Here is a 19,562-nt window from a genome sequence, read left to right on the forward strand (position 1 = left end):
GCGCGCCGCCGGGCGGGGGGGGGCCCCCCCCCCCCCCCCCCGCCCCCCCCCACCCGCCCCCCGGGGGCGGGGGGGGGCCCCCCCCCCCCCCCGGCCCGCCCCCCCCCCCCCCGCCTCCTCGTACGCGTCACCGGCCGGAGAGGGGCTCAGCCGCCGCGGCCGCCCAGCGGGCCGGTCGGCCGGTGGAAGACCGTGAACAGGGCGCCCTCCGGGTCGCGCAGCACCGCCTCCCGGTCGCTCGAACGCAGCACCGAGCCGCCGTGCGCCTCGGTGGCGCGGACACAGGCGGGGACGTCCTGGACCGCGAACTGGACCTGCCAGTGCGGCCGGATCGTGGGGTCGGGGGCCGCGCCCAGCGCACCGGACTCGATCCGCGCCACTTCCTCGCCGTGGCTCATCACGACGACCTCCGCGCCGTCGTAGCGGACCTCGCAGCTCCCGGGCCGGCCGGAGGCCCAGTCGAGGACCTCCCCGTAGAAGATCGCGGCGTCGAAGGCGTCCCGGGTGCGCAGGCGGATGACGACCGGGGCGGCCTTGCGCCAGGTCTCCCAGGTGCTGGAGAGCCTGCCCTCCCAGATGCCGAAGGTGGCGCCGTCCCGGTCGGCGAGCAGGGCGGTGCGGCCGATCGGCAGGGAGAGCGGCCCGACCGCGAGGGTGCCGCCCCGCTCCTGGATCCGGGAGGCCGTCTCGTCGGCGCTCTCCACCGCGAAGTACGCCGTCCAGCTCACCGCCATCCGCCACTGCCCGGCGACCGCCGCCACGCCCGCCACCGGCACGCCGTCCACCTCGGCCACCCGGAACGGGTCCCCGAGCTTGATCGTGCGCCAGCCCCAGCCCAGGACGGCCGTGTAGAACGCCTGGGTGAGCTCGAGGTCGTTGCTGGTCAGGCTCACCCAGCCGGGGGCGCCCGAGACGGCCTGGGTGGTGCGCGCCCCGCCGGTGCGGGTGCCCGGGGGCGTGCTGTCGTCGTTCATGGCAGTCATGGCAGTCCACGTCCTGGAGGGGGAGGGGCCCGAAGTGGAAGAGGCGCCCGAGGTGGGCCCGGCGCACACCGGCCGGACACCGGTGTCCGGCCGCGCCCGGCCCCGGTGCCTGTCGAGTACCCGGGGCGCTCGGCCGAAACGGTGGCCCGGCGCCGCCCGGTTCCCCCGGTGGCAGGCGGCCGGACGAATGGCGACGATGTAGGTGAGCCCCAGGAGCCTACGGGAGCCCAGGGAGCCTACGACGGACGCCGGAGGTCGCCATGCACACGGAGGGCCGTCCGGGTGACAGCGGGAAGAACGCGACGCCCGTGGCACCGCCGCCGGGAACCGTCGCCGGCGCGGAGGCCGACCGCGTCTTCGCCCTGCAGGCCGAGGTCGCGCAGCTCAAAGAGGCGGTCACCTCCCACGCGGTGGTCGACCAGGCGATCGGCAGCCTGGTGGCACTCGCACGGGTGACGCCCGACCAGGGCTGGGCCGTCCTCAAGGAGGTCTCCCAGCACACCAACACCAAGCTGCGCCTGGTCGCCGAGACGGTCCTGCTCTGGGCGCGGACCGGCGACCTTCCCGAGGAGATCCGCACGGCCCTGCAGCAGGCCCTGGAACGCCGCGGCCCGGTCGGCCGCCCCGCCGCCGCCCGCCCGCGTTTCAACGGCGCCGGGCCCGGTCACTCCGGTTCCTGAGCTCGCTTTCGAACGGCTCCCGGGACGGTTCGGCAGTGAGCCCGTCCCAGCCGCCCGGCCGCCAGGCCGGGCGACTGCCGTTGTCGGCGCCGTCCACGGGGGCGCCCCGGGAACGGCCGGGGTGGCGGCCGGGTCGGCCGCCACCGGGTGGGCGGTGGTCACCAGCCCTCCTCCCCGGACGCGTCCAGTTCCGCCCGCAGCCGGTCGAAGCAGCCGCTGAGCAGCCGTGACACGTGCATCTGCGAGATGCCGAGCTGCTGCGCTATCCGGCTCTGCGTCATCCCGCGGAAGAACCGCAGGTAGAGGATGACCCGGTCGCGCTCGGAGAGCGCCTCCAGACAGGGACGCACCGCCACCCGGTCGACCACCAGGTCGTAACCGGTCTCCACGGTCCCGAGCGCGTCCTCCAGCGCGTAGCCCTCGGTGCCGGGCAGCTCCGCCTCCAGGGACAGGGCGTGGAAGCACTCCAGGGCCTCCATGCCCGTCTTCACCTCGTCCTCGGTGAGCCCGGTGTACGCGGCGATCTCACCGACGGTGGGCGCGCGGCCCTGGGTGGTCTGGGAGAGCTCCTTGGCGGCCCGCCGGACCCGGTTGCGCAGGTCCTGGACCCGCCGGGGCACGTGCAGGGTCCACAGGTGGTCGCGGAAATGGCGTTTGATCTCACCGGTGACCGTCGGGACCGCGTACGACTCGAAGGCGCAGCCGCGGGCCGGGTCGTAGTGGTCGACGGCCTTCACGAGGCCGAGGGCCGCCACCTGGTAGAGGTCCTCGAGGGCCTCGCCGCGGCCGCGGAAGTTGACGGCGATGCGTTCGGCCATGGGGAGCCAGGCGCGGACCAGGTCGTCGCGCAGGGCCTGGCGTTCGGGTCCCTCGGAGAGGGAGGCCAGGCGCGCGAAGTCCGCCGCGGTGTCCGGGGCGTCGTCGTGCGGATGGCCGCGGGACCGGGTGGTCCGGGTGCGGGTGGTGCTGGTTGCCGGCATGGGCACCTCCCTCGGCAGGGGCCGGCAGGGCGGTCACCGCGGGAGGGGCGCGCACACGGACAGGTCCGGAACGCCGGGGGTCGTGGCGGACCCGTACCCGCGGACGTGCCTCCTGTCCGAAGCACTGGTGGAGGAATTCCCTCCGATGGAGGAACCGAAACAAATCGGGCGAAGAGTGGCAAAAGTGTTTCGGGGTGGCCGGGGCGCCGCCGGTCAGTGCTCGATCGAGTCGATGAGGTCGCGGGCCCCCTGGCGGAGCAGGGTGACGGCGACCGAGGTGCCGAGCGTGGCCGGGTCGAGCGGTCCCGCCCACTCGTGCGCGTTCAGCCTGGTCTTGCCGTCCGGGGTGAAGACGCAGGCGCGCAGCGAGAGCTCGCCGGTGCGGTCGACCCGGGCGACACCGGCGATCGGGCTGTTGCAGTGGCCCTGGAGCACGTGGAGGAACATCCGCTCCGCGGCGGCCTCGCGGTGGGTGTCCGGGTCGCCGAGCGCGCTGACGGCCTCGATCAGCGCGGTGTCCTCCTCCCGGCACTGGAGGGCGAGGATGCCCGCGCCGATCGGCGGCATCATCGTCTCGGTGGAGAGCACCTCGGTGACCGTGTCGGTCCGGCCGATCCGCTCCAGGCCCGCCAGCGCCAGCAGCAGCGCGTCGGCCTCGCCGGCCGCCAGCTTCTCCAGCCGCCGGTTGGCGTTCCCGCGCATCGGCACGCAGGTCAGGTGCGGGTGCGAGGCGGCGAGCTGGGCCACCCGGCGCACCGAGGAGGTGCCGACGCGGGTGCCGGGGGGAAGCTCGTCCAGGGTGAGTCCGCCGGGGTGGATCAGGGCGTCGCGGACGTCGTCGCGCCGCAGGAAGGCGGCGAAGACCGTGCCGGCGGGCAGCGGGCGGTCGGCCGGGATGTCCTTCACGCAGTGCACGGCCAGGTCCGCCTCGCCGGCCAGCAGCGCGGCGTCCACCTCCTTGGTGAACGCCCCCTTGCCCTCGACCTGCGACAGGTCGCCCATCCACTTGTCACCGGTCGTCCTCACCGGGACGACCTCGGTGCGCGTGCGGGGGTGGTGCTCCGCCAGTTCGGCGCGGACGCGTTCCACCTGGGCGAGCGCCATCGGGGAGTCGCGGGAGACGATGCGGACGATCTCGGGAGCCGACATGCCGCCACGATAGCGGCCCGAGGGGGTTGTGGCGCCGAAGCGACGGGCAATTCCCGGGCCGCGTGCGGTCCGTGGCGCCCGCCGCGCGCCTATGCGCCGTGCGGGCCCGGCGCGCCGGAAGGGGGCACCGGACCGGCCGGGAGACGGGCCGAGGACTCCTCCGGGGCCAGGTCTGGCCGCAGCCGGACCCAGGAGGGCTGACGCAGCATGCCCGCGCGGGTCCGGGTGCTGTGGCGGACCTCGCCGACCAGCCTCGGCACCACCCACCGCGCCCCGGCCGCCTTCGGGGCCGGCGTGAACGGGCAGACGTCCGTCGCCGCGGCGGCCAGCAGCCGGGCCAGGTCCTCCCGCTCCGCCTCGCTCCACCCGGTGCCGACGCTGCCCACGTAGCGCAGCAGCCCCTCCTCGTCGCGCTGGCCCATCAGCACCGCGCCGGGCAGTCCGGACAGCCGCCCCCTGCCGGGCAGCCAGCCCCCCACCACCACGTCGACCCCGGTCATGTGCCGGATCTTGATCCAGGCGCGGGAGCGCACGCCGGGCTCGTAGACCGAGTCCAGCCGCTTGCAGACCAGGCCCTCGAGGCCGTGCTCCCGGGTGAGGGCCAGCGCCTGTTCCCCGTGCCCGACGACCGCCGAGGGCGTGGACCAGAACGGCCCGGACAGGCCCAGCGCCTCCAGCTCCCGGCGACGCCGCGCGTAGGGCAGCCGGAGCAGGGACCGGTCGTCGCGGTGCATCACGTCGAACAGCACCAGGTGGGCGGGGGCCGTCGCGGCGCGGCGGGCCGCCACGGCGGGGGAGTGGGCCAGGCCCATCCGGGACTGGAGCAGCTGGAAGTCGGCGCGGCCCCGGTCGTCGAGGACCAGGATCTCTCCGTCCAGCACGGCCGCGGACGTGCCCAGGGCGGCGCCCAGCGGGGCCAGCTCGGGGTAGGCGGCCGTGATGTCCTCGCCGGAGCGGGCCCTGAGGGTCAGGGAGCCGTCGCCGGCGAGGTAGACCACGGCGCGCTGGCCGTCCTGCTTGGTCTCGTAGGCCCACCGGTCGTCCTGAGCCGCCGGGGGCAGACGGCCGGGGGTCGCGAGCATGGGGGAGATCCGTGGCAGCGTCACGAGCGTCACGGCAGAGTTCTCCACCGCGGCGCGGGCCGCCACGCGGGGGCGCGGGCCGCTTCCCCCGACCGGCCCACACCCACGCCCTCCCGCGTCCGTCAGCCGAGCCGCTGCCGCGCGTAGGCGGCCATGGCGGCGGACAGGAAGTCCGCGAGCTCCGGGTGCTTGGCGTCGTAGCGGGCCCGGAACTCCGGCGAGTCGGCGTACATCCGGCCCAGCCCGGTGAAGGACTCCCGGTTCGGGGTCCAGAACGCGGCCACCGCGCGGTACTGCCGGTCCATGAGCTCGACGGCGCGCGGGTCGTCGGGAGCGACGCCCGCCTCGATCAGCCCGACCGCGGCGTCCTCCACCGCCTCGTACTCGGCGACGGCCTGGACGGCCCGGGCGCGGTCCCATCCGGCGGTGCGGCGGCGGCTCTCCTCGATGTGGTGCCGGGCCTCCTCGCCGAACCGGTCCACCAGCTCGGCCTCGTGCACCGCCTGACGTGCCGGATCGATCCCGTCGAACAGGTCCTCGAGTGCCATGTCTCTTTCCCCTTCCAGATGTGCGATGGTCGCCGCCACCGTCTCCACCAGCCGGTCCATCCGCCGGCGCTCGGCGAGCAGCCCGGTCAGATGGGACCGGAGCGCCTCCGCGGCGTCCTTCTCCTCGTCGACGACCGCGGCGATCTCGGCCAGGCCGAGCCCGAGCTCACGGAGCAGAAGGATCCGCTGCAGGCGGAGGGCCGAGGCCGCGGTGTAGTGCCGGATGCCGCCCGGGCCCTGGTGGTCGGCGGGCAGGAGGCCGATGGCGTCGTAGTGCCGCAGGGTCCGTACGGTCACGCCGGAGGCCTTCGCCAGCCGGGCGATCGACCATTCCTCGGGCATGGTGCGCCTCGTCCTTCCTCGCCGGTGGTGTGCCGCGGGTGGCGGCGTGCGTCACGCTAGGCGCTGCCGTTACGTCACCGGCAAGCCCGCTCGGCCTCCCGTTCCGCGGAGGTCAGGGGACGCGGGTCAGGGAGTCGTGCGGGGCGGCGCGGGGGGACGGGAACAGCGGGAGCGGTGCGGGCGTGGACGCGGGTGCCGACGACGCGGACGCGGGCGCCGGTGCGGAAGCGGGCGCCGGAGTGGACGTGGATGCCGGTGTGGACGCGGGCGCCGGTGTGGACGCGGGCGTCGGAGTGGACGCGGGCGTCGAAGTGGCGGCGGGCGTCGGAGTGGCGGCGGGCGCGTGGGTGGCGGCGGGCGTCGAAGTGGGAAAGGGCGGGACGGGTGTGCTGCGGCGGGTGTGGAGGAACGCGCCCGCGAGGACCGCGCCGGCGATGACGACCCCGCCGACGACGAGGGCGCCGCGCACCCCCGCCCACTCCATGAGCAGGCCCAGCAGCGGAGGCCCCGCGAGACCCCAGCCCGTGCTCACGCTGCGCCACACGCCCAGCACCCGCCCCCGCATCCGCGGCGGCGGATCCGTCTGCAGCACCGTCGTCCCTGCCGTGTCGGAGACCGACTCCACGATCGCCATCGGCACCAGCAGCACCAGCAGGACCAGCACGCTCGGCGACAGGCCCGCCGCGACCTGCAGCACCCCGCCCGCCGCCGCCATCGTGCCGACCAGCCGGACCGTCGGCGCCGTCAGCCGCCCGGCCAGCACCGCGCCGACCACGCCGCCAACCGCCAGCACCGTGGAGACCGCGCCGAACTCGGCCGCCCCGCCGGCCAGCGGTCCGGTCACCAGGACCGCCAGGGTCAGCGTGTAGTTGCGGCCGAAGACGCTGCTCAGCGCGGTGATGCCGGCCAGCGCGACCAGGCGGGGGCGCCGCAGGAAGAAGACCAGGCCGTCGCGCGCCCCGGTGCCGCGCCGCCGGGCGGTAGCCGGGAGCGCGGGCTTCCCCGCCCGGGCCGCCGGAGCGGCGACCGGTTCGACCGTCACCGCCCCCGCCGCGGGGCGCAGGAACGGGATCACCGCGGCGACGAACAGGAAGGAGAGCCCGTTGGCCGCGTACGCCGCCCCCGCGCCCCACCAGCTGACCAGCACGCCCGCCGCCGCGGCCCCGCCGAGCCGCCCGACGCTGTGCACCAGCGAGCCCACCGCGATGGCCGAGGGGACGTCGCGCGGCGGCACCAGGTCGTTGCCGAGGAGGGCGCAGGCGGGCGCGTCGACCGTGGCGATCAGCCCGGTGACCACCGCCAGCGCCATCAGCACGCCCACGTTCAGCTGGCCGAGGGCGATCAGCACGGCGGTGACGACCGCGACCACGCCGAGCAGCGCCTGGCTGACCGCGGCGGTGAGCTTGCGCGGCCAGGCGTCGACCGCCGCGCCCCCGGCCAGGCCCAGCAGCAGGCCCGGAGCCGCCTGGAGGGAGACCGACAGGCCGGTCAGCGCCGCCGAGCCGGTGATCTGCAGCACCAGCAGGTTCTGCGCGGTGAGCTGCATCCAGGTGCCGACGTTGGAGACCAGGTTGGCCAGGGACCACCAGCGCATGGACCGGTGGCGCAGCGACCGCCAGGGACCGCGGCCGCCTTCGGAACGGCGGACCCGCGGGCGGGCGGGGCGGAGGGCGCGCGGGCGGGCGGCCGGAGAGGGCCGGCCGGCCGGGGGAGAGGTGAGCACGGGAGGGAACGCCTTGAGGACGGGGCAGGGGAGACCGCCCTGTGGCGGACGGCGACGGGTAATGATGGCCCGGCGGACCCCGCAGTGCTTTCCGCACGGGTGTCCAGGCGGCCCCCTTTCGGGTCAACTCGCCCGTGGGTCACGGCGATCCACCGGCAGGTGGCGTTTCTCACAAGGGTGGTCAGGGACCCGGATGAAGGGTCCGGCGGCAGGAGGGGGACGATACTGATGCACCCCCGCACCGCAGCACAGCACGGAAGGTCCTCGCGCACCCCTCCCATGAGCGACTCCCCCACCGCCCACCCAGCGCCCTCGAACGGCGGCCCGGCCCCGACGGCCGTCTGGTACGCCCGCGGCCGGTGCACCCGGCCGCTCGCCGACGAAGCCGTGCGCAGGTACCTGCGCCGCATGCAGGACGCGGCCGTCGTCGACGCCCACCTGGAGCTGGACCCAGCGGAGATCCCGTACCTGACCCACCCGTCGTCGCCCGCGCCCCCCGCGGCGGGGGAGCGGACCCCGTCCGGCGGCCCGGCCGCCGACGCCGCGACGCCCGGACCGGCGGACCACGGCGTCCGGTCGTTCGAGGCGCGCTGGCGCGCGCCCGGCGGAGTGACCGTCCGCGCCCGGCTCACCGTGGGACCGGAGGGCGGCTTCCTGCCCGGCGCCGCGCCCGGTCTCACCCTCGCCCCGGCCGGACTGGCGCACGCCCTCGGCCGCGCCCCCGAGGGCCGCGAGTGGCTGCTGGTCGCCGAGGCGGAGAGCGTGTGGGATCCGCGGTGGCCCTCGCCCGCCGACATGTTCTGGCCGCGGGAGGACGCCGACGCCTGGGACTGCGTCCATGTGGGGGGCCTGCGCGGCGCGGACCTCAGGACGCTGGAGATCAACCGGCTGCCCGACGACGACAAGGAACTGCGCAGACTGCTCAAGGACTGCGCGCGCGACGGCTGGAACGTCCACGTGGTCGTGCACGAGGCGATGACCCCCGACGCCCGCGGCCTGCGCCCCCTGGTGCGGCGGCTCCCGGCCGGACTGCGGCACCGGGTGATCGAGCACCGGGCCGCCCCGGAGCAGTACCGCGCGGTCAACTGGGCGCTGAAGGACCACGGCATCGAGGTGCCGCGCGGCGGCGCGGTGATCCTGCCGGGCGACCCGGTCCGCCCCGGCTACGACCGCGCGGACCACACGGTGCGAACCGTCTTCCTGGACGGCTCCGAGCCCACCGCGCTGATCGACGCGCTGCACCGCTTCGTGGCGCTGCCCGCGACGCTTCCCGAGGGCGCCGCCGAGGGCGTCCGGGTGATGCGGGAGCAGTGGCACCTGGTCACCCTCCAGGAGCGCCTCGTCCACGCCGAGCAGCTCGTCGTCATGTACCGGGAGGCGCTGGACGCGATGACCCGCTCCCGGGACCTCTACCGGGAGGCGGCGGAACAGGCCCACGAGGCCCTCGCCGCCCTGCGCGCCTCGGCCGGCCCCCCGGCGCTGCCCGCACCGCGCGCGGACGCCCCGGCGGACGGCGACGACGCGGCGCGGCGGCAGGCGCAGCAGGGCACCGGCGGCTTCTCGCTCCGCCCGTTCGCCCGGTCGCTGGAACGGATGAAGGACGCCCAGAAGGCGCGCCGCGAACGCCCGTAGACGGCAGGGCCGGTCCCCCTCCCCGGGGGACCGGCCCTAAGCTCGTCGAATGGCCAAGTACTTCGACGTTCACCCCGACAACCCCCAGCCGCGCACCATCGCCCAGGTGGCGCAGAGCCTCCGGGAGGACGCGCTGATCGTCTATCCCACCGACTCCTGCTTCGCGCTGGGGTGCCGGCCGGGCAGCAAGGACGGCGTCGACCGGATCCGCGCGATCCGGCAGCTCGACGACCGGCACCACTTCACCCTCGTCTGCCGCGACTTCGCCCAGCTCGGCCAGTACACGCAGATCGACAACGACGTGTTCCGGTCGGTGAAGGCCGCGACGCCGGGCCAGTACACGTTCATCCTCCCCGCCACCCGTGAGGTGCCCCGGAAGCTGGCCCACCCCAAGAAGCGGACCGTGGGCGTGCGCATCCCCGAGCACCCGGTGGTGCGGGCGCTGCTGGAGGAACTCGGCGAGCCCCTGCTCTCCAGCACGCTGCTCCTGCCGGGCGACGAGGAGCCCATGACCATCGGCTGGGAGGTCAAGGAACGGCTCGACCACGTGGTCGACGCGGTGCTGGACTCCGGCGAGTGCGGCACCACCCCGACCACCGTGGTCGACTTCTCCGAGGGGTACCCCGAGATCGTCCGCCGGGGCGCGGGCGACCCGACGCCGTTCGAGTAGCCGCCGGGGCCGCCGGAGGCAACCTCCGGCGGCCCGGTCACCACACCCCCGGGGCGCTCCCGGTGAGCGCCTCGGACGGGCGGCCGTCCACGCCCACCGGCACGTCGCCGGCCAGCATCACCCGGTGCATGATCCGCGGGGCGCCGGAGAGGGTGTGGTCGGAGGGGGCCAGATGGACGGTGGACCGGTTGTCCCAGAAGGCCACGCTGCCCGGCTCCCAGCGGAACCGGACCGTGTACTCGGGGCGTACCGCCTGCTCCAGCAGCATCTCCAGCACCCGGGCGCTCTCCGCCCGGGACAGTCCCTGGATCCGCTCCAGGTAGTAGCCGTTGACGAACAGGGACCGCTCGCCGGACTCCGGGTGCACCCGCACCAGCGGATGCACGCTCGCCACCTGGCGGTCCAGCAGGTGACGCACGTAGGCGTCCTCGCCCGGGCGGGGCTGGTAGCCGACCCCGAGGCGGTGCTCGGCACGCAGCCCGTCCACGAAGGCGCGCACCGGCGCGGAGAGGCCGGCGTAGGCGGCGGCCAGGTTCGACCAGGTGGTGTCGCCCCCGTACGGCGGGACCCGCTCCGCCCGCAGCACGGTCGCGGCCGGCGGGTCGACCCGCGCCCCGTGGTCGCAGTGCCAGCCCCGCAGCAGGCTGTGGCGGCGGCGGTCAAGCCACTCGTCGTGGTCCATCCCGAACCGGTCGCCGAGCTCCAGCCGGTCCGCCGTGGTCTCCACCTCCGGGTGGCCGGGCGGGGAGGCGCTGCCGCGCCGGGGGAGCACCACCGGTTCGCCGAACCGCCGGGCCAGCGCCACATGGGCGGCGTGGTCGAGGTCCTGCCCGCGGAAGAACAGCACCTTCCACCGCAGCAGCGCCGCCCGGATCCCGGCGACCGTGGACGCGGACAGGTCGCCCGCCAGGTCCACCCCTCCCACCTCGGCGCCGATGTGACCGGCCACCGGGGCGATCTCGAACGTCTCCCGCGAGGCGGCTGCCGTACGTGTCGTCACCATGGCCTCAGCCTCCGCCGTGCCGGAAAGGAGGCGCAAGAGGGCCTTCCGGTCCCGCGGGTGCCACGGCGGGCCGGTCAGACGCCGAACGCCGCGGCGTAGCGCACGGTGCCCGCGGGCAGGGGGCGGTCCGGGTCCAGGGTGAGGGCCATCAGCGCCTCGTCGGGGACGTCGAAGCCCACCCGGATGCCGTACAGGGAGGCGCGCGCGAAGCCGAAGCGCGGGTAGTACGACGGATGCCCCAGCACGACCACGTGGTGTTCGCCGCGTCGCTCCGCCGCGGCCAGCGCCGCCCGGACCAGGGCCGTGCCCACCCCTTGGTCCTGATGGCCGGGCAGCACCGCCACCGGCGCCAGCGCGAGCGCCGGGGCCGCGCCGATGTGACAGCGGGTCAGCACGGTGTGGCCGACCACCGCGCCCCGCCCGTCCTCCGCCACCAGGGCCAGGTCGCCGAACCAGGCCGCGGGATCGGCGCGCAGCGCCTCCACCAGGTCGGCCTCCTCGGCGGTGGGGAACGCCGCCAGGTCGACCGTGCGGACGGCCGCCGCGTCCGCCTCCGTCTCCGCGCGGACCAGCCAGGGGTGGGTCATGGGGGTCGTGCCTTCCGTCGTGCCGTCGGGATGCGGGAATGCGGGAATGCGGGGATGCCGGGATGTCGCCCGGGCAGCGTACGGTGCTCGCGAGCGGCACGGCGAAGGGATTTGCCTGTGGACGACGTTTTCGGCCCGGTCGTCGACCTGGCGGCGGAGCTGGTGCGCACACCCAGCAGGGGCGGCGTCGACGACTACGCGCCGGTGCTGGCCGTCCTGGAACGGTGGCTCACGCGCCGGGAACTGCCCCACCGCCGCCTGCGGGAGGCGGACGGGTCCACGGTGGGGCTGCTGGTGGAGATCCCCGGCGGCCGGCCGGGACCCTGGTGGACGCTGGACGCCTGTGTGGACACCGCGACCTTCGGTGACGAGCGCGCCTGGTCGTTCCCGCCGACCGCCGCGGACGTCGTGGACGGGTGGCTGCGCGGGCGGGGCGCGGCCGACTCCAAGACGGCGGCCGCCATGTTCTGCCACCTGGCCGCCGAACTCGCCCCCCGGGCACACGAGTTGACCGGCGGCCTGGCCGTGTTGCTGGACGTGGACGAGCACACCGGGCGCTTCGGTGGCGCCCGGGCCTACCTCGCCGACCCCCGGGCGCAGCGGCCGGCGGGCGTGCTGATCGGCTACCCCGGCATCGACGACGTCGTGGTCGGCGGGCGGGGGCTGTGGCGTGCCGTGCTCACGGTGCACGCCGTCGCCGGCCACTCGGGGGCGCGACGCGCGGTGACGGGCGCGGTCTCCCGGGCGGCGCGTCTGGTGCGGACGCTGGACGAGGCCCCGCTGCCGCGCGACGACTTCCCCGTCCCGCCGCGGCTCACCGTGACCGCGATCGGCGGCGGCGAGGGCTTCTCCGTGGTGCCGGACCGCTGCGAGATCAACGTCGACGTGCGGACCACCCCCGGCTTCGGCCCCGCCGACGCCGAACGGCTGGTGCGGCGGCTGGTCGGGGAGTTCGACGCCGGCGCCCCGGGGCCGCGGCCCACCCGGGTGACCCCGGTGGCCTCCTGGCCCGCCTACCGGCTGCCCCGGGACCGGCAGCCTGCCGCCGCCCTGCTGGACGCCGCCGCGGAGGCCGGGCTCGCGGTGCGGGCCAAGGTGGCGGGACCGTCCAACATCGGCAACCTGCTGGCCGGGGAGGGCGTGCCCGCCACCGCCGGCTTCGGGCTCCCCCACGAAGGGCTGCACGGCACCGACGAGCGGGTCCACCTCGCCGAACTGCCCCGCGTGTACGGCGTGTACCGGCAGGCGGTGCTCCGGCTCCTGGGCGCGGCATGAGCTTCGCCGACGCCTACCCCGAGCTGTCCGCCCTGCGCGTCGCCTCGCTGGTGCGCGACGGGCGGGTACGGCCCGGTGAGGTGGTCGCCGCGGCGTTCGCCCGGATCGGGCAGGAGGAGCCGCGCACCCGCGCCTTCACCGAACTCTGGCCGCGCCGCGCCGCCGAGGCCGCTGCCGAGGTGGAGCGGCGGCTGCGGGCCGGAGAGGCGCTGCCCCTGGCCGGGGTGCCGATCGGGGTGAAGGCCACCGAAGGGCCCACCGCCTTCCAGACCGTCCGGCTGGTCGCCGCCGGCTGCGTCCCCGTCGGCGCCACGGCCACCCCCGGCCCCGGCACCCCGTGGAAGACGTGGGGCACCACGCCAGGCGGACCGACCCTCAACCCGCACGACCCGGAACGCAGCCCCGGCGGCTCCTCCGCCGGCTCGGCGGCGGCCGTGGCCCGCGGCATGGTGCCGCTCGCCACCGGGAGCGACGGCGCCGGCTCGGTCCGCGTCCCCGCGGCCTGGTGCTCCGTGATCGGCCTCAAGCCCACCAACGGCAGGCTGCCCGCCCGGGACCGCGCCGGCCTGAACACGCCGGGCCCGCTGACCCGTTGCGCCGCGGACGCCGCCGCCGCGCTGGACGTCCTGACCGGCACCGGTGCCTTCGGCGGGGCGACGCCCCCCGCCCGGCCGTGGCGTGCCCTGTGGTCGCCCACCCTCGGCCTCACGGACACCGACCCGGCGGTGGCCGCGACGGTCCGGGCGGCCCTGGACCGGCTCGCGCGGGCGGGGGCGGTCGACGTCCGGGAGGCCGAGGTGCGGCTTCCCGACCCGGCCCCCTGCTGGACGGCGCTGCGCGGGGGCGACCCGGAGGCCGCCGAGCCGCTCCGCCGGGCGCTCACACGGGCCGTGGACGACCTGTTCGCCCGGCACGACCTGCTGGCGACACCGACCACGCCGAATGCGCCGCACGGCCACCAGGGACCCGGCGAGGTCCTCAGTGTGGCGCTCACCTGGGCGTTCAACATCACCGGCCACCCCGCCCTGAGCCTCCCCGCGGGCACGACGCCGGCCGGCGACCCGGTGGGGCTCCACCTGGTCGCCCGCCCCGGACGGGAGGCGGATCTGCTGGGGGTCGCCGCCGCCGCCGACGCCGACGCCATCGCGTTCGCCGGACAACGGGCGTCACGGCGTGAAGAATGGCCGCCATGCTGAAGATCGGATCACTGGTCCTGGGCGTCGACGACCTGCCCAGGGCCCTCGCCTTCTGGACCGAGGCGCTCGGCTACGTGCCGCGCGAGGAACCCGACGACGACTGGGCGGTGCTGGTGCCCGCGGACGGCACCCCCGGACCCCAGCTGGCCCTCATGCGGAGCCGGACCCCGGTCCACCGCCACCCCCGGATCCACCTCGACCTGTACGCCGGCGACGCCGAGGACCAGGCCGCCGAGGTGGAGCGGCTGGTGGCCCTCGGCGCCCGGCGGGCCGACTGGGACCTCTACCCGCAGGACCCCGACTTCGTCGTCCTCGAGGACCCGGACGGCAACCGGTTCTGCGTCATCGACACGTCGCGGGACGACTGAGCGAGCGCACCCCACCCCCGTCCGGCGCCGGCCGCGACCGCCCCCCGGACAGCGTGCCCGGCGGGTGCGACCGGTCCGTCAGGGGGCGGCCGGCCCCAGGATCCGGTCCAGGTGGTACGCCAGCACCGCCTCGGCCTCGGCGAGCCGCCGTCGGCCGTGCAGCACGTCGATGCCCAGGCCGGTGGCCCCCGCCACCAGCAGATCGGCCTCGTGGGCCGGGTCCGTGCCCGGCGCCGTACGGCCCGCGGCCCGTGCCGCGTCCAGCAGGGAGGCGACCAGGTCCTCCAGCGGGTGCTCGTCCGGCAGGAAGACCGCCGCGAGGGCGGGGTCGGTGAGGCTGCGCGCGTAGTACGCGTTCAGCACGCGCAGCGCGAAGGCGCGTTCCGCGTCGACGGGCAGGAACTCGTACAGCACGGCGGTCAGCAGGTCCCGCGGGTCGGCGGTGCCCGAGGGGATCCGCCGCCGGGCCAGCCGCTCGTTCCGCGCGTGCAGCCTGCGCAGGGCGTCGACCAGCAGGGCGGGCTTGGAGACGTACTGGTACTGCACCATCCGCAGCGACATCCCCGCCGTGTCCGCCATCCGGCGCATGGACGCGGCGTCCAGTCCGTGCTCCGCCGCGATCCGCCAGACCGCCTCGGCGACGCGCTGCCGCTTCGCGGACCGGGCGTCGGCCCGCGACACCGCCGGAGCCGCCGCGGGTTCCGCGGCCGCCGCCCTGCGCCGCCGGTAGGCCCTGGCCTGGCAGCCGCGCGAACAGTACAGAGCGGGCCGCCCGCGCCCGGTCACCGTGACGGGAGCACGGCAGACCTGGCAGGGGCGCTGCCCCCCGTCCGGCCTTTCGTCACGCACGGTCGGCGTTTCCTCCCGGGAAGGATGTGGGGCGAAAGGGCTTCCGTCACCGCTTTCGTCCGCTGTCTCATGGATACGTTCGTAACGTACAGGACATGAGTGACGAGGAGGCACGGTGAAGTACGACCTTCTGCAGGTCGTGGGCATGGTGATGACGGTGGTCGGCGGCCAAGGGCTCGTCAGGCTCCTGGTGGACCACCAGGACCTGGGGATCATGGGCGGCCTTCCCGGCGGCTTCGCTCCGGCACTCGCCGCCCACGTCGTGCTCACGGCGGCCGGGATCCTGCTGACCGGCCGGGCCCACGGCCGCGCCAAGGCGCTCGGCCGCCGCGGCTGAACCGGGGGAGGGCACCCGGTGTGCGACTACACCGTGGCGTCGAGGTCGCCCGCGTAGAAGCCGATCGCCCGCCGGTAGGCCCGCACCGAGGGGTCCTCGCTGGTGGCGGCCAGGAGCCGGAGCAGCAGGGCCGTCGACTCGTGGTGCTCCCCGGTGTTGTACAGCGCCATGGCGAGGAAGGCGCCCAGCGCGCCGTCGTCCGGGAACTCCGCGACGCCCCGGCGCAGGGTGCGCACGGCGTCGGCGTACCGCCCGAGCACCCGGTAGGTGCTGCCCAGGCCCAGCAGCGCGCCGCGCCGGTCCTCGTCGGGCAGGCCGGGGAGGGCGACGGCCCGCTCGTAGAAGGGCACGGCCTCCGCCTCCAGGCCCAGCACGTCGTGCGCCCAGGCGGTCTGGTACGCCACCCGGGCGTCACCGGGGAACTCGGCGGCCAGGGCGAGCAGCAGCCGCCGTGCCTTCTCCGGCTCACCCGTCTCGCGCAGCCCCACCGCCTCCGCGAGACGGGAGGCGGCCCGCGCCTCCGCGGCCGGCGCCTCCGCGGCCGGCGCCGGCGTGGCGGACACCGCCCTGCGCATCGCGACCCGGGGCCACCGGTCGAGCCCGTGCGCCGCCTCCTGCCGCCGGACCTCCCGCAGCCCGGGGCCCCAGTCCCCCTCGGGGAGCAGAGTGAAGCCGAGGCGCGCGTAGTAGGGCGCGTTCCACGGCACCTCGGCGTAGGTCGTCAGGGTCAGCGCGGCCACACCCTCGGCCGCCGCGTACCGCTCCAGATGCTCGACGAGGCGCCGGCCGATCCCGCGGCGGGCGCTGTCGGGGTGGACGGTGACCTGCTCGATGTGCAGCGCGCCGTCCAGGTGATCCGCCACCAGGTAGGCGACGGGCGCGTCCGCCCCGTCCACGGCCACCCAGGCTAGCCCGGCGGTCCGGTACCGGTCGAGCCGGTCCAGGGGAAGCGGCTCGTCCTCCGCGACGGCCCGCATGCCGACCTCGGCGAACCAGCGCCCGGCGGCGCGCTCGATGTCCTGCAGCAGGGGGAGTTCGTCCGGGCGGACGGGTCTGATCGTCACCGCGCGATTCTCCTCGACGAACGGTGGCGGACGCACCGGGGTTTCCGCGCACGGCCGGTGATTCCGCCGATGTGACCCGGAGTCCGCCCGGTCCATCCTGTGCGGGGCGGGCGTCCGGCCCCGCACAGGACGGACCGGAGAGGAGCCAGACGCAGATGAGCGCACGGCGCAGAACGTCACGCATCCTGGTGGCCGCGCTGGTGGCGGCCGCACTGGCCGGGGTACCGGCCCAGGCGGCCCCGGAGGCGGACGGGGAGGCGGCCGCCGCGGGGGCACGGACGCCGTCCGTCCGGGTCATCCCCGGCACCGTGCCCGGCGACCCCGCGGCCCCCGACGTCGAGGACACCTACCCGTGGATGTCCACCGTCACGGACCTGGCCTCCGCCGGCTACGTCGAGGAGGAGTTCGAGCTCTCCGGCGAGGCCGACGCCTACAGCACCACCGGCGAACTCCTCGCCGAGGACGTGCCCTACCGCACCCGGATGATCGTCCGCCGCCCCGCGCGGCAGAAGGACTTCAACGGGACGGTCCTCACCGAGTGGCAGAACGTCACCGCCGGGTACGACCTGGACGCGCTGTGGAACCCGGACCAGATCCTGCGCGAGGGCTACGCCTGGGTCGGCGTCTCCGCCCAGCGCGTCGGCGTCGACCAGCTCCGCGGCTGGAGCCCCGCCCGCTACGGCGGCCTGGACGTCACCGGCGGCGGGCGGTTCACCACCGACCAGCTGTCCTACGACGTCTTCGCCCAGGCCGCCCGCGCGCTGGACGGCCGGGCGGGCCGGGCGGGCCGGACGGACCCGCTTGGACCGCTGCGCGCCAGGACCGTGCTCGGCGTGGGCGCCTCCCAGTCCGCGATGCGGATGACCGTCTACCACGACCACGTCCTGCCCCGCACCGAGCCGGTCTTCGACGGCTTCGCCTTCGTCGTCGGCACCGCGCCCACCCGCAAGGGCACCGAACCGGTCTTCCAGATCCTCTCCGAGACCGACGTCCGCACCCCCGTCCGCCGGGCCGACGACGACCGCTTCCGCCGCTGGGAGGTGGCCGGCAGCGCCCACTCCGGCTGGAGCGGCCAGGAGTACCGCCGGCCCGTACTCACCCGCGACCTCGGCGCCGCGCCCTCCTACCGGTGCGAGCGGCCCCCGTTCAGCCGCGTCCCGCTGCACCACGTGATCGCCGCGGCCTACGGCCACCTGACCCGGTGGGCCGAGCGGGGCGTGCTCCCGCCGTCCGCGCCGCCGCTGGACTTCGCCCCCGACGGCACCAAGGCCCGCGACGGGCTGGGGCTGGCACGCGGCGGCATCCGGCTCTCCCAGGTGGAGGCGCCCACCGCCCTGAACACCGGTGACAACGCGGGCGAGACCTTCTGCTTCCTCTTCGGACGCCACGAACCGTTCGGCGCGGAACGGCTGGCCGAGCTGTACCCCACCCACGGCGGCTACGTCGCCGACGTGGTCCGCACCGACACCCGCAACGTCCGCGCCGGCTACCTCCTGCCGGGCGACGCACACGACAACCTCCGTGAGGCGGTCACCTCCGGGGTCGGCCGCCGCTGACCCCTCCCGAACCGCCCCGTGGGCCGGAGGCCGAGGCTCGACTCCGGCCCACGGGGCTTCCATCCGCGCCGCGGCCGGCGGTTCGCGTCACGGCCGAGCGTTCAGGGCGTCGCGGCCGAGCGTTCAGGGCGGCGTCGCGGTCCGCCGCGCGACGACCAGCGCGGCCCACCCCGCCACGGCGCCCACGACGTACCAGAACAGATCGGGCGCGTGGAACGTCGACCCCAGCACCAGCCGGGCGAGCACGCTGCGGCCGGCCAACTCGGCGGGGACACCGGTGAGCTGGAGGAACTCCACCGCCCAGCTCACCGCCAGCGCCACCGAGGCAGCCCGCGGCGCGGACGACGCGGGCGCCACCACGAGCCACAGCGTCATCACCATCAGCGTGTACAGCGCCACGCCCCCGTACTTGGCGACGTCACCCCCGGCCACGGCCCGCAGCCCCAGGCCCGCGCAGACGACCACCACCGCCGCGCCGGCCGCCAGGAGGCGGGAGCGTGTCCGACGGACCGTCACGCGGTCGTCGGGCGGGCACGTCGCGGTCGAGGTCACCGGCCCATCATGCCCGCCCGCCGGGGCCGGACGGACCCGCCCCCGGGTTCCGGGACCGGCCGGGCTCTTCTCAAGCGCGCACCCGCACCGGACAATGGCGGAGCTACCGGCCCAGCCGGTCATTTCGGGCCGCCCCGTGCGGCCGGGACCCAGGAGAGGACACACGGCGTGGGACACGAGGAGTACGGCGACGGCCCCCACACGGTCATCGCCCTGCACGGCTGGTTGGGCTCGGCGGCGGCATGGCGTCCGCTGCACCGGCATCTCGACGGCGCAGCGTTCCGCTACGTCTTCCCCGACCACCGCGGCTACGGGTCGCGGCTCGGGGAGACCGGCGCATACACGCTCGCCGAGGCGTCGGCCGACGTGCTGGCGCTGGCCGACCGGCTCGGGGTGGAGCGGTTCTCGCTGCTCGGCCACTCGATGGGCGGCACGGTCATGCAGCGGGTGCTGGCCGACGCGCCGCACCGGGTGCGCGCCATGGCCGGGGTCTCCCCGGTGCCGGCCGGCGGGGTGCCCTTCGACGAGCAGGCCTGGGCGCTCTTCTCCGGAGCGGCCGACGAACCCGCCAACCGCCGGGCCATCGTCGATTTCACCACCGGCGGCCGGCTGACCGGTGTCTGGCTGGACGCCGTGGTCGAGCACTCGGTGCGCAACTCCACCCGCGCCGCCGTGGCCGGCTACCTCGAGGCCTGGGCGAACACCGACTTCCACACGGAGATCAAGGGCAGCGAGGTGGCGGTCAAGGCGATCGTCGGCGAGCACGACCCGGCGCTCGGCGCGGGGGTCATGGAGGCCACCTTCCGGCAGTGGTACCCGCGCTGCGAGGTCGAGGTGCTGGCCAATGCCGGGCACTACGCCATGGACGAGACGCCCGTCGCCCTCGCGACCTCGGTGGAACGTTTCCTGACACAGTGGTGAGGGCGGCGGCGGCCTGTGCTCCTCGGCGGGGCATGGTCCGCCGACCGGTGATGTGGCACCGGGCG

Annotated in this window: 20 protein-coding genes and 1 pseudogene; 9 read left to right on the forward strand and 12 right to left on the reverse strand. The window is 76.0% G+C overall.

Features of this window, described 5'->3' with window-relative positions; genetic code table 11:
• Nucleotides 1–146: 146 nt before the first annotated feature.
• Entirely contained in the window at nt 147–974 is an 828-nt protein-coding gene (locus ACWD3O_RS29880) for a VOC family protein (RefSeq protein ID WP_451418059.1), read from the reverse strand.
• A 269-nt stretch (nt 975–1,243) separates the two neighbouring features.
• Between ACWD3O_RS29880 and ACWD3O_RS29885 the strand changes: the two genes are divergently transcribed.
• Nucleotides 1,244–1,663 carry an ANTAR domain-containing protein gene (locus ACWD3O_RS29885; RefSeq protein WP_451418060.1) on the forward strand — a complete coding sequence of 140 codons (420 nt, stop codon included), beginning with the start codon at nt 1,244–1,246 and terminating at the stop codon, nt 1,661–1,663.
• A 158-nt stretch (nt 1,664–1,821) separates the two neighbouring features.
• Here ACWD3O_RS29885 and ACWD3O_RS29890 read toward each other — a convergent pair whose 3' ends face one another.
• From ACWD3O_RS29890 to ACWD3O_RS29910, 5 genes are all read right to left on the reverse strand, one after another.
• A complete protein-coding gene (locus ACWD3O_RS29890; RefSeq protein WP_451410044.1) occupies nt 1,822–2,643 on the reverse strand; it encodes a SigB/SigF/SigG family RNA polymerase sigma factor in 822 nt (273 codons plus the stop codon).
• Between the two features lie 213 nt (nt 2,644–2,856).
• Nucleotides 2,857–3,792, reverse strand: coding sequence for a hydroxymethylbilane synthase (gene hemC / locus ACWD3O_RS29895; protein WP_451418061.1), 936 nt, complete (start codon nt 3,790–3,792; stop codon nt 2,857–2,859).
• Between the two features lie 89 nt (nt 3,793–3,881).
• Nucleotides 3,882–4,898 carry an ATP-dependent DNA ligase gene (locus ACWD3O_RS29900; RefSeq protein ID WP_451418108.1) on the reverse strand — a complete coding sequence of 339 codons (1,017 nt, stop codon included), beginning with the start codon at nt 4,896–4,898 and terminating at the stop codon, nt 3,882–3,884.
• A gap of 98 nt (nt 4,899–4,996) precedes the next feature.
• Nucleotides 4,997–5,764 (reverse strand): MerR family transcriptional regulator, encoded by a 768-nt coding sequence (locus ACWD3O_RS29905; protein WP_451410046.1) that lies wholly within the window; start codon nt 5,762–5,764, stop codon nt 4,997–4,999.
• A 112-nt stretch (nt 5,765–5,876) separates the two neighbouring features.
• Entirely contained in the window at nt 5,877–7,358 is a 1,482-nt protein-coding gene (locus ACWD3O_RS29910) for an MFS transporter (protein WP_451418062.1), read from the reverse strand.
• Between the two features lie 408 nt (nt 7,359–7,766).
• On the opposite strand from ACWD3O_RS29910, the gene ACWD3O_RS29915 reads away from it, so the two are divergent.
• Complete coding sequence (locus ACWD3O_RS29915; RefSeq protein WP_451418063.1) at nt 7,767–9,119, forward strand: hypothetical protein; 1,353 nt, start codon at nt 7,767–7,769, stop codon at nt 9,117–9,119.
• 49 nt (nt 9,120–9,168) lie between these two features.
• Nucleotides 9,169–9,789, forward strand: coding sequence for an L-threonylcarbamoyladenylate synthase (locus ACWD3O_RS29920; RefSeq protein WP_451410049.1), 621 nt, complete (start codon nt 9,169–9,171; stop codon nt 9,787–9,789).
• Between the two features lie 37 nt (nt 9,790–9,826).
• Here the strand turns inward: ACWD3O_RS29920 and ACWD3O_RS29925 are convergent, their stop codons facing one another.
• The gene (locus ACWD3O_RS29925) at nt 9,827–10,792 is read right to left on the reverse strand and encodes a TauD/TfdA dioxygenase family protein (RefSeq protein WP_451410050.1); all 966 of its coding nucleotides are present in this window, start codon (nt 10,790–10,792) and stop codon (nt 9,827–9,829) included.
• Between the two features lie 74 nt (nt 10,793–10,866).
• Nucleotides 10,867–11,379: a GNAT family N-acetyltransferase gene (locus ACWD3O_RS29930; protein WP_451410051.1), complete on the reverse strand. Its 513-nt coding sequence runs from the start codon at nt 11,377–11,379 to the stop codon at nt 10,867–10,869.
• Between the two features lie 117 nt (nt 11,380–11,496).
• Between ACWD3O_RS29930 and ACWD3O_RS29935 the strand changes: the two genes are divergently transcribed.
• The 3 genes from ACWD3O_RS29935 to ACWD3O_RS29945 are packed head-to-tail and all read left to right on the forward strand — an operon-like array spanning nt 11,497 to nt 14,218.
• On the forward strand, nt 11,497–12,654 hold the full coding sequence (locus ACWD3O_RS29935; protein ID WP_451410052.1) for a M20 family metallopeptidase: 1,158 nt from the start codon (nt 11,497–11,499) through the stop codon (nt 12,652–12,654).
• Complete coding sequence (locus ACWD3O_RS29940) at nt 12,651–13,850, forward strand: amidase (RefSeq protein WP_451418064.1); 1,200 nt, start codon at nt 12,651–12,653, stop codon at nt 13,848–13,850. The genes ACWD3O_RS29935 and ACWD3O_RS29940 overlap by 4 nt, the downstream gene beginning before the upstream one ends.
• Entirely contained in the window at nt 13,844–14,218 is a 375-nt protein-coding gene (locus tag ACWD3O_RS29945) for a VOC family protein (protein ID WP_451410054.1), read from the forward strand. Before ACWD3O_RS29940 ends, ACWD3O_RS29945 begins: the two co-directional genes overlap by 7 nt.
• Before the next feature lie 78 nt (nt 14,219–14,296).
• Here the strand turns inward: ACWD3O_RS29945 and ACWD3O_RS29950 are convergent, their stop codons facing one another.
• Entirely contained in the window at nt 14,297–15,067 is a 771-nt protein-coding gene (locus tag ACWD3O_RS29950; RefSeq protein WP_451418065.1) for a TetR/AcrR family transcriptional regulator, read from the reverse strand.
• A 115-nt stretch (nt 15,068–15,182) separates the two neighbouring features.
• Here ACWD3O_RS29950 and ACWD3O_RS29955 point away from each other — a divergent pair, with 115 nt between their 5' ends.
• Nucleotides 15,183–15,404 (forward strand): hypothetical protein, encoded by a 222-nt coding sequence (locus ACWD3O_RS29955; RefSeq protein ID WP_451410056.1) that lies wholly within the window; start codon nt 15,183–15,185, stop codon nt 15,402–15,404.
• Nucleotides 15,405–15,430: 26 nt separating this feature from the next.
• Here the strand turns inward: ACWD3O_RS29955 and ACWD3O_RS29960 are convergent, their stop codons facing one another.
• Nucleotides 15,431–15,979 (reverse strand): tetratricopeptide repeat protein, encoded by a 549-nt coding sequence (locus tag ACWD3O_RS29960; RefSeq protein WP_451418109.1) that lies wholly within the window; start codon nt 15,977–15,979, stop codon nt 15,431–15,433.
• Nucleotides 15,965–16,468 (reverse strand): annotated as a pseudogene (locus tag ACWD3O_RS29965) (GNAT family N-acetyltransferase); the annotation flags it as partial. The pseudogene ACWD3O_RS29965 and the gene ACWD3O_RS29960, both read right to left, overlap by 15 nt.
• A 155-nt stretch (nt 16,469–16,623) precedes the next feature.
• Between ACWD3O_RS29965 and ACWD3O_RS29970 the strand changes: the two are divergent.
• A complete protein-coding gene (locus tag ACWD3O_RS29970; protein ID WP_451418066.1) occupies nt 16,624–18,024 on the forward strand; it encodes an alpha/beta hydrolase domain-containing protein in 1,401 nt (466 codons plus the stop codon).
• Between the two features lie 123 nt (nt 18,025–18,147).
• On the opposite strand, the gene ACWD3O_RS29975 is transcribed toward ACWD3O_RS29970, so the two are convergent.
• Nucleotides 18,148–18,576: a ribosomal maturation YjgA family protein gene (locus ACWD3O_RS29975; RefSeq protein WP_451410058.1), complete on the reverse strand. Its 429-nt coding sequence runs from the start codon at nt 18,574–18,576 to the stop codon at nt 18,148–18,150.
• Nucleotides 18,577–18,744: 168 nt separating this feature from the next.
• Here ACWD3O_RS29975 and ACWD3O_RS29980 point away from each other — a divergent pair, with 168 nt between their 5' ends.
• The gene (locus tag ACWD3O_RS29980; RefSeq protein WP_451418067.1) at nt 18,745–19,497 is read left to right on the forward strand and encodes an alpha/beta fold hydrolase; all 753 of its coding nucleotides are present in this window, start codon (nt 18,745–18,747) and stop codon (nt 19,495–19,497) included.
• The last annotated feature ends 65 nt before the right edge of the window (nt 19,498–19,562 follow it).

The organism is Streptomyces sp. NPDC002640 (assembly GCF_053592575.1).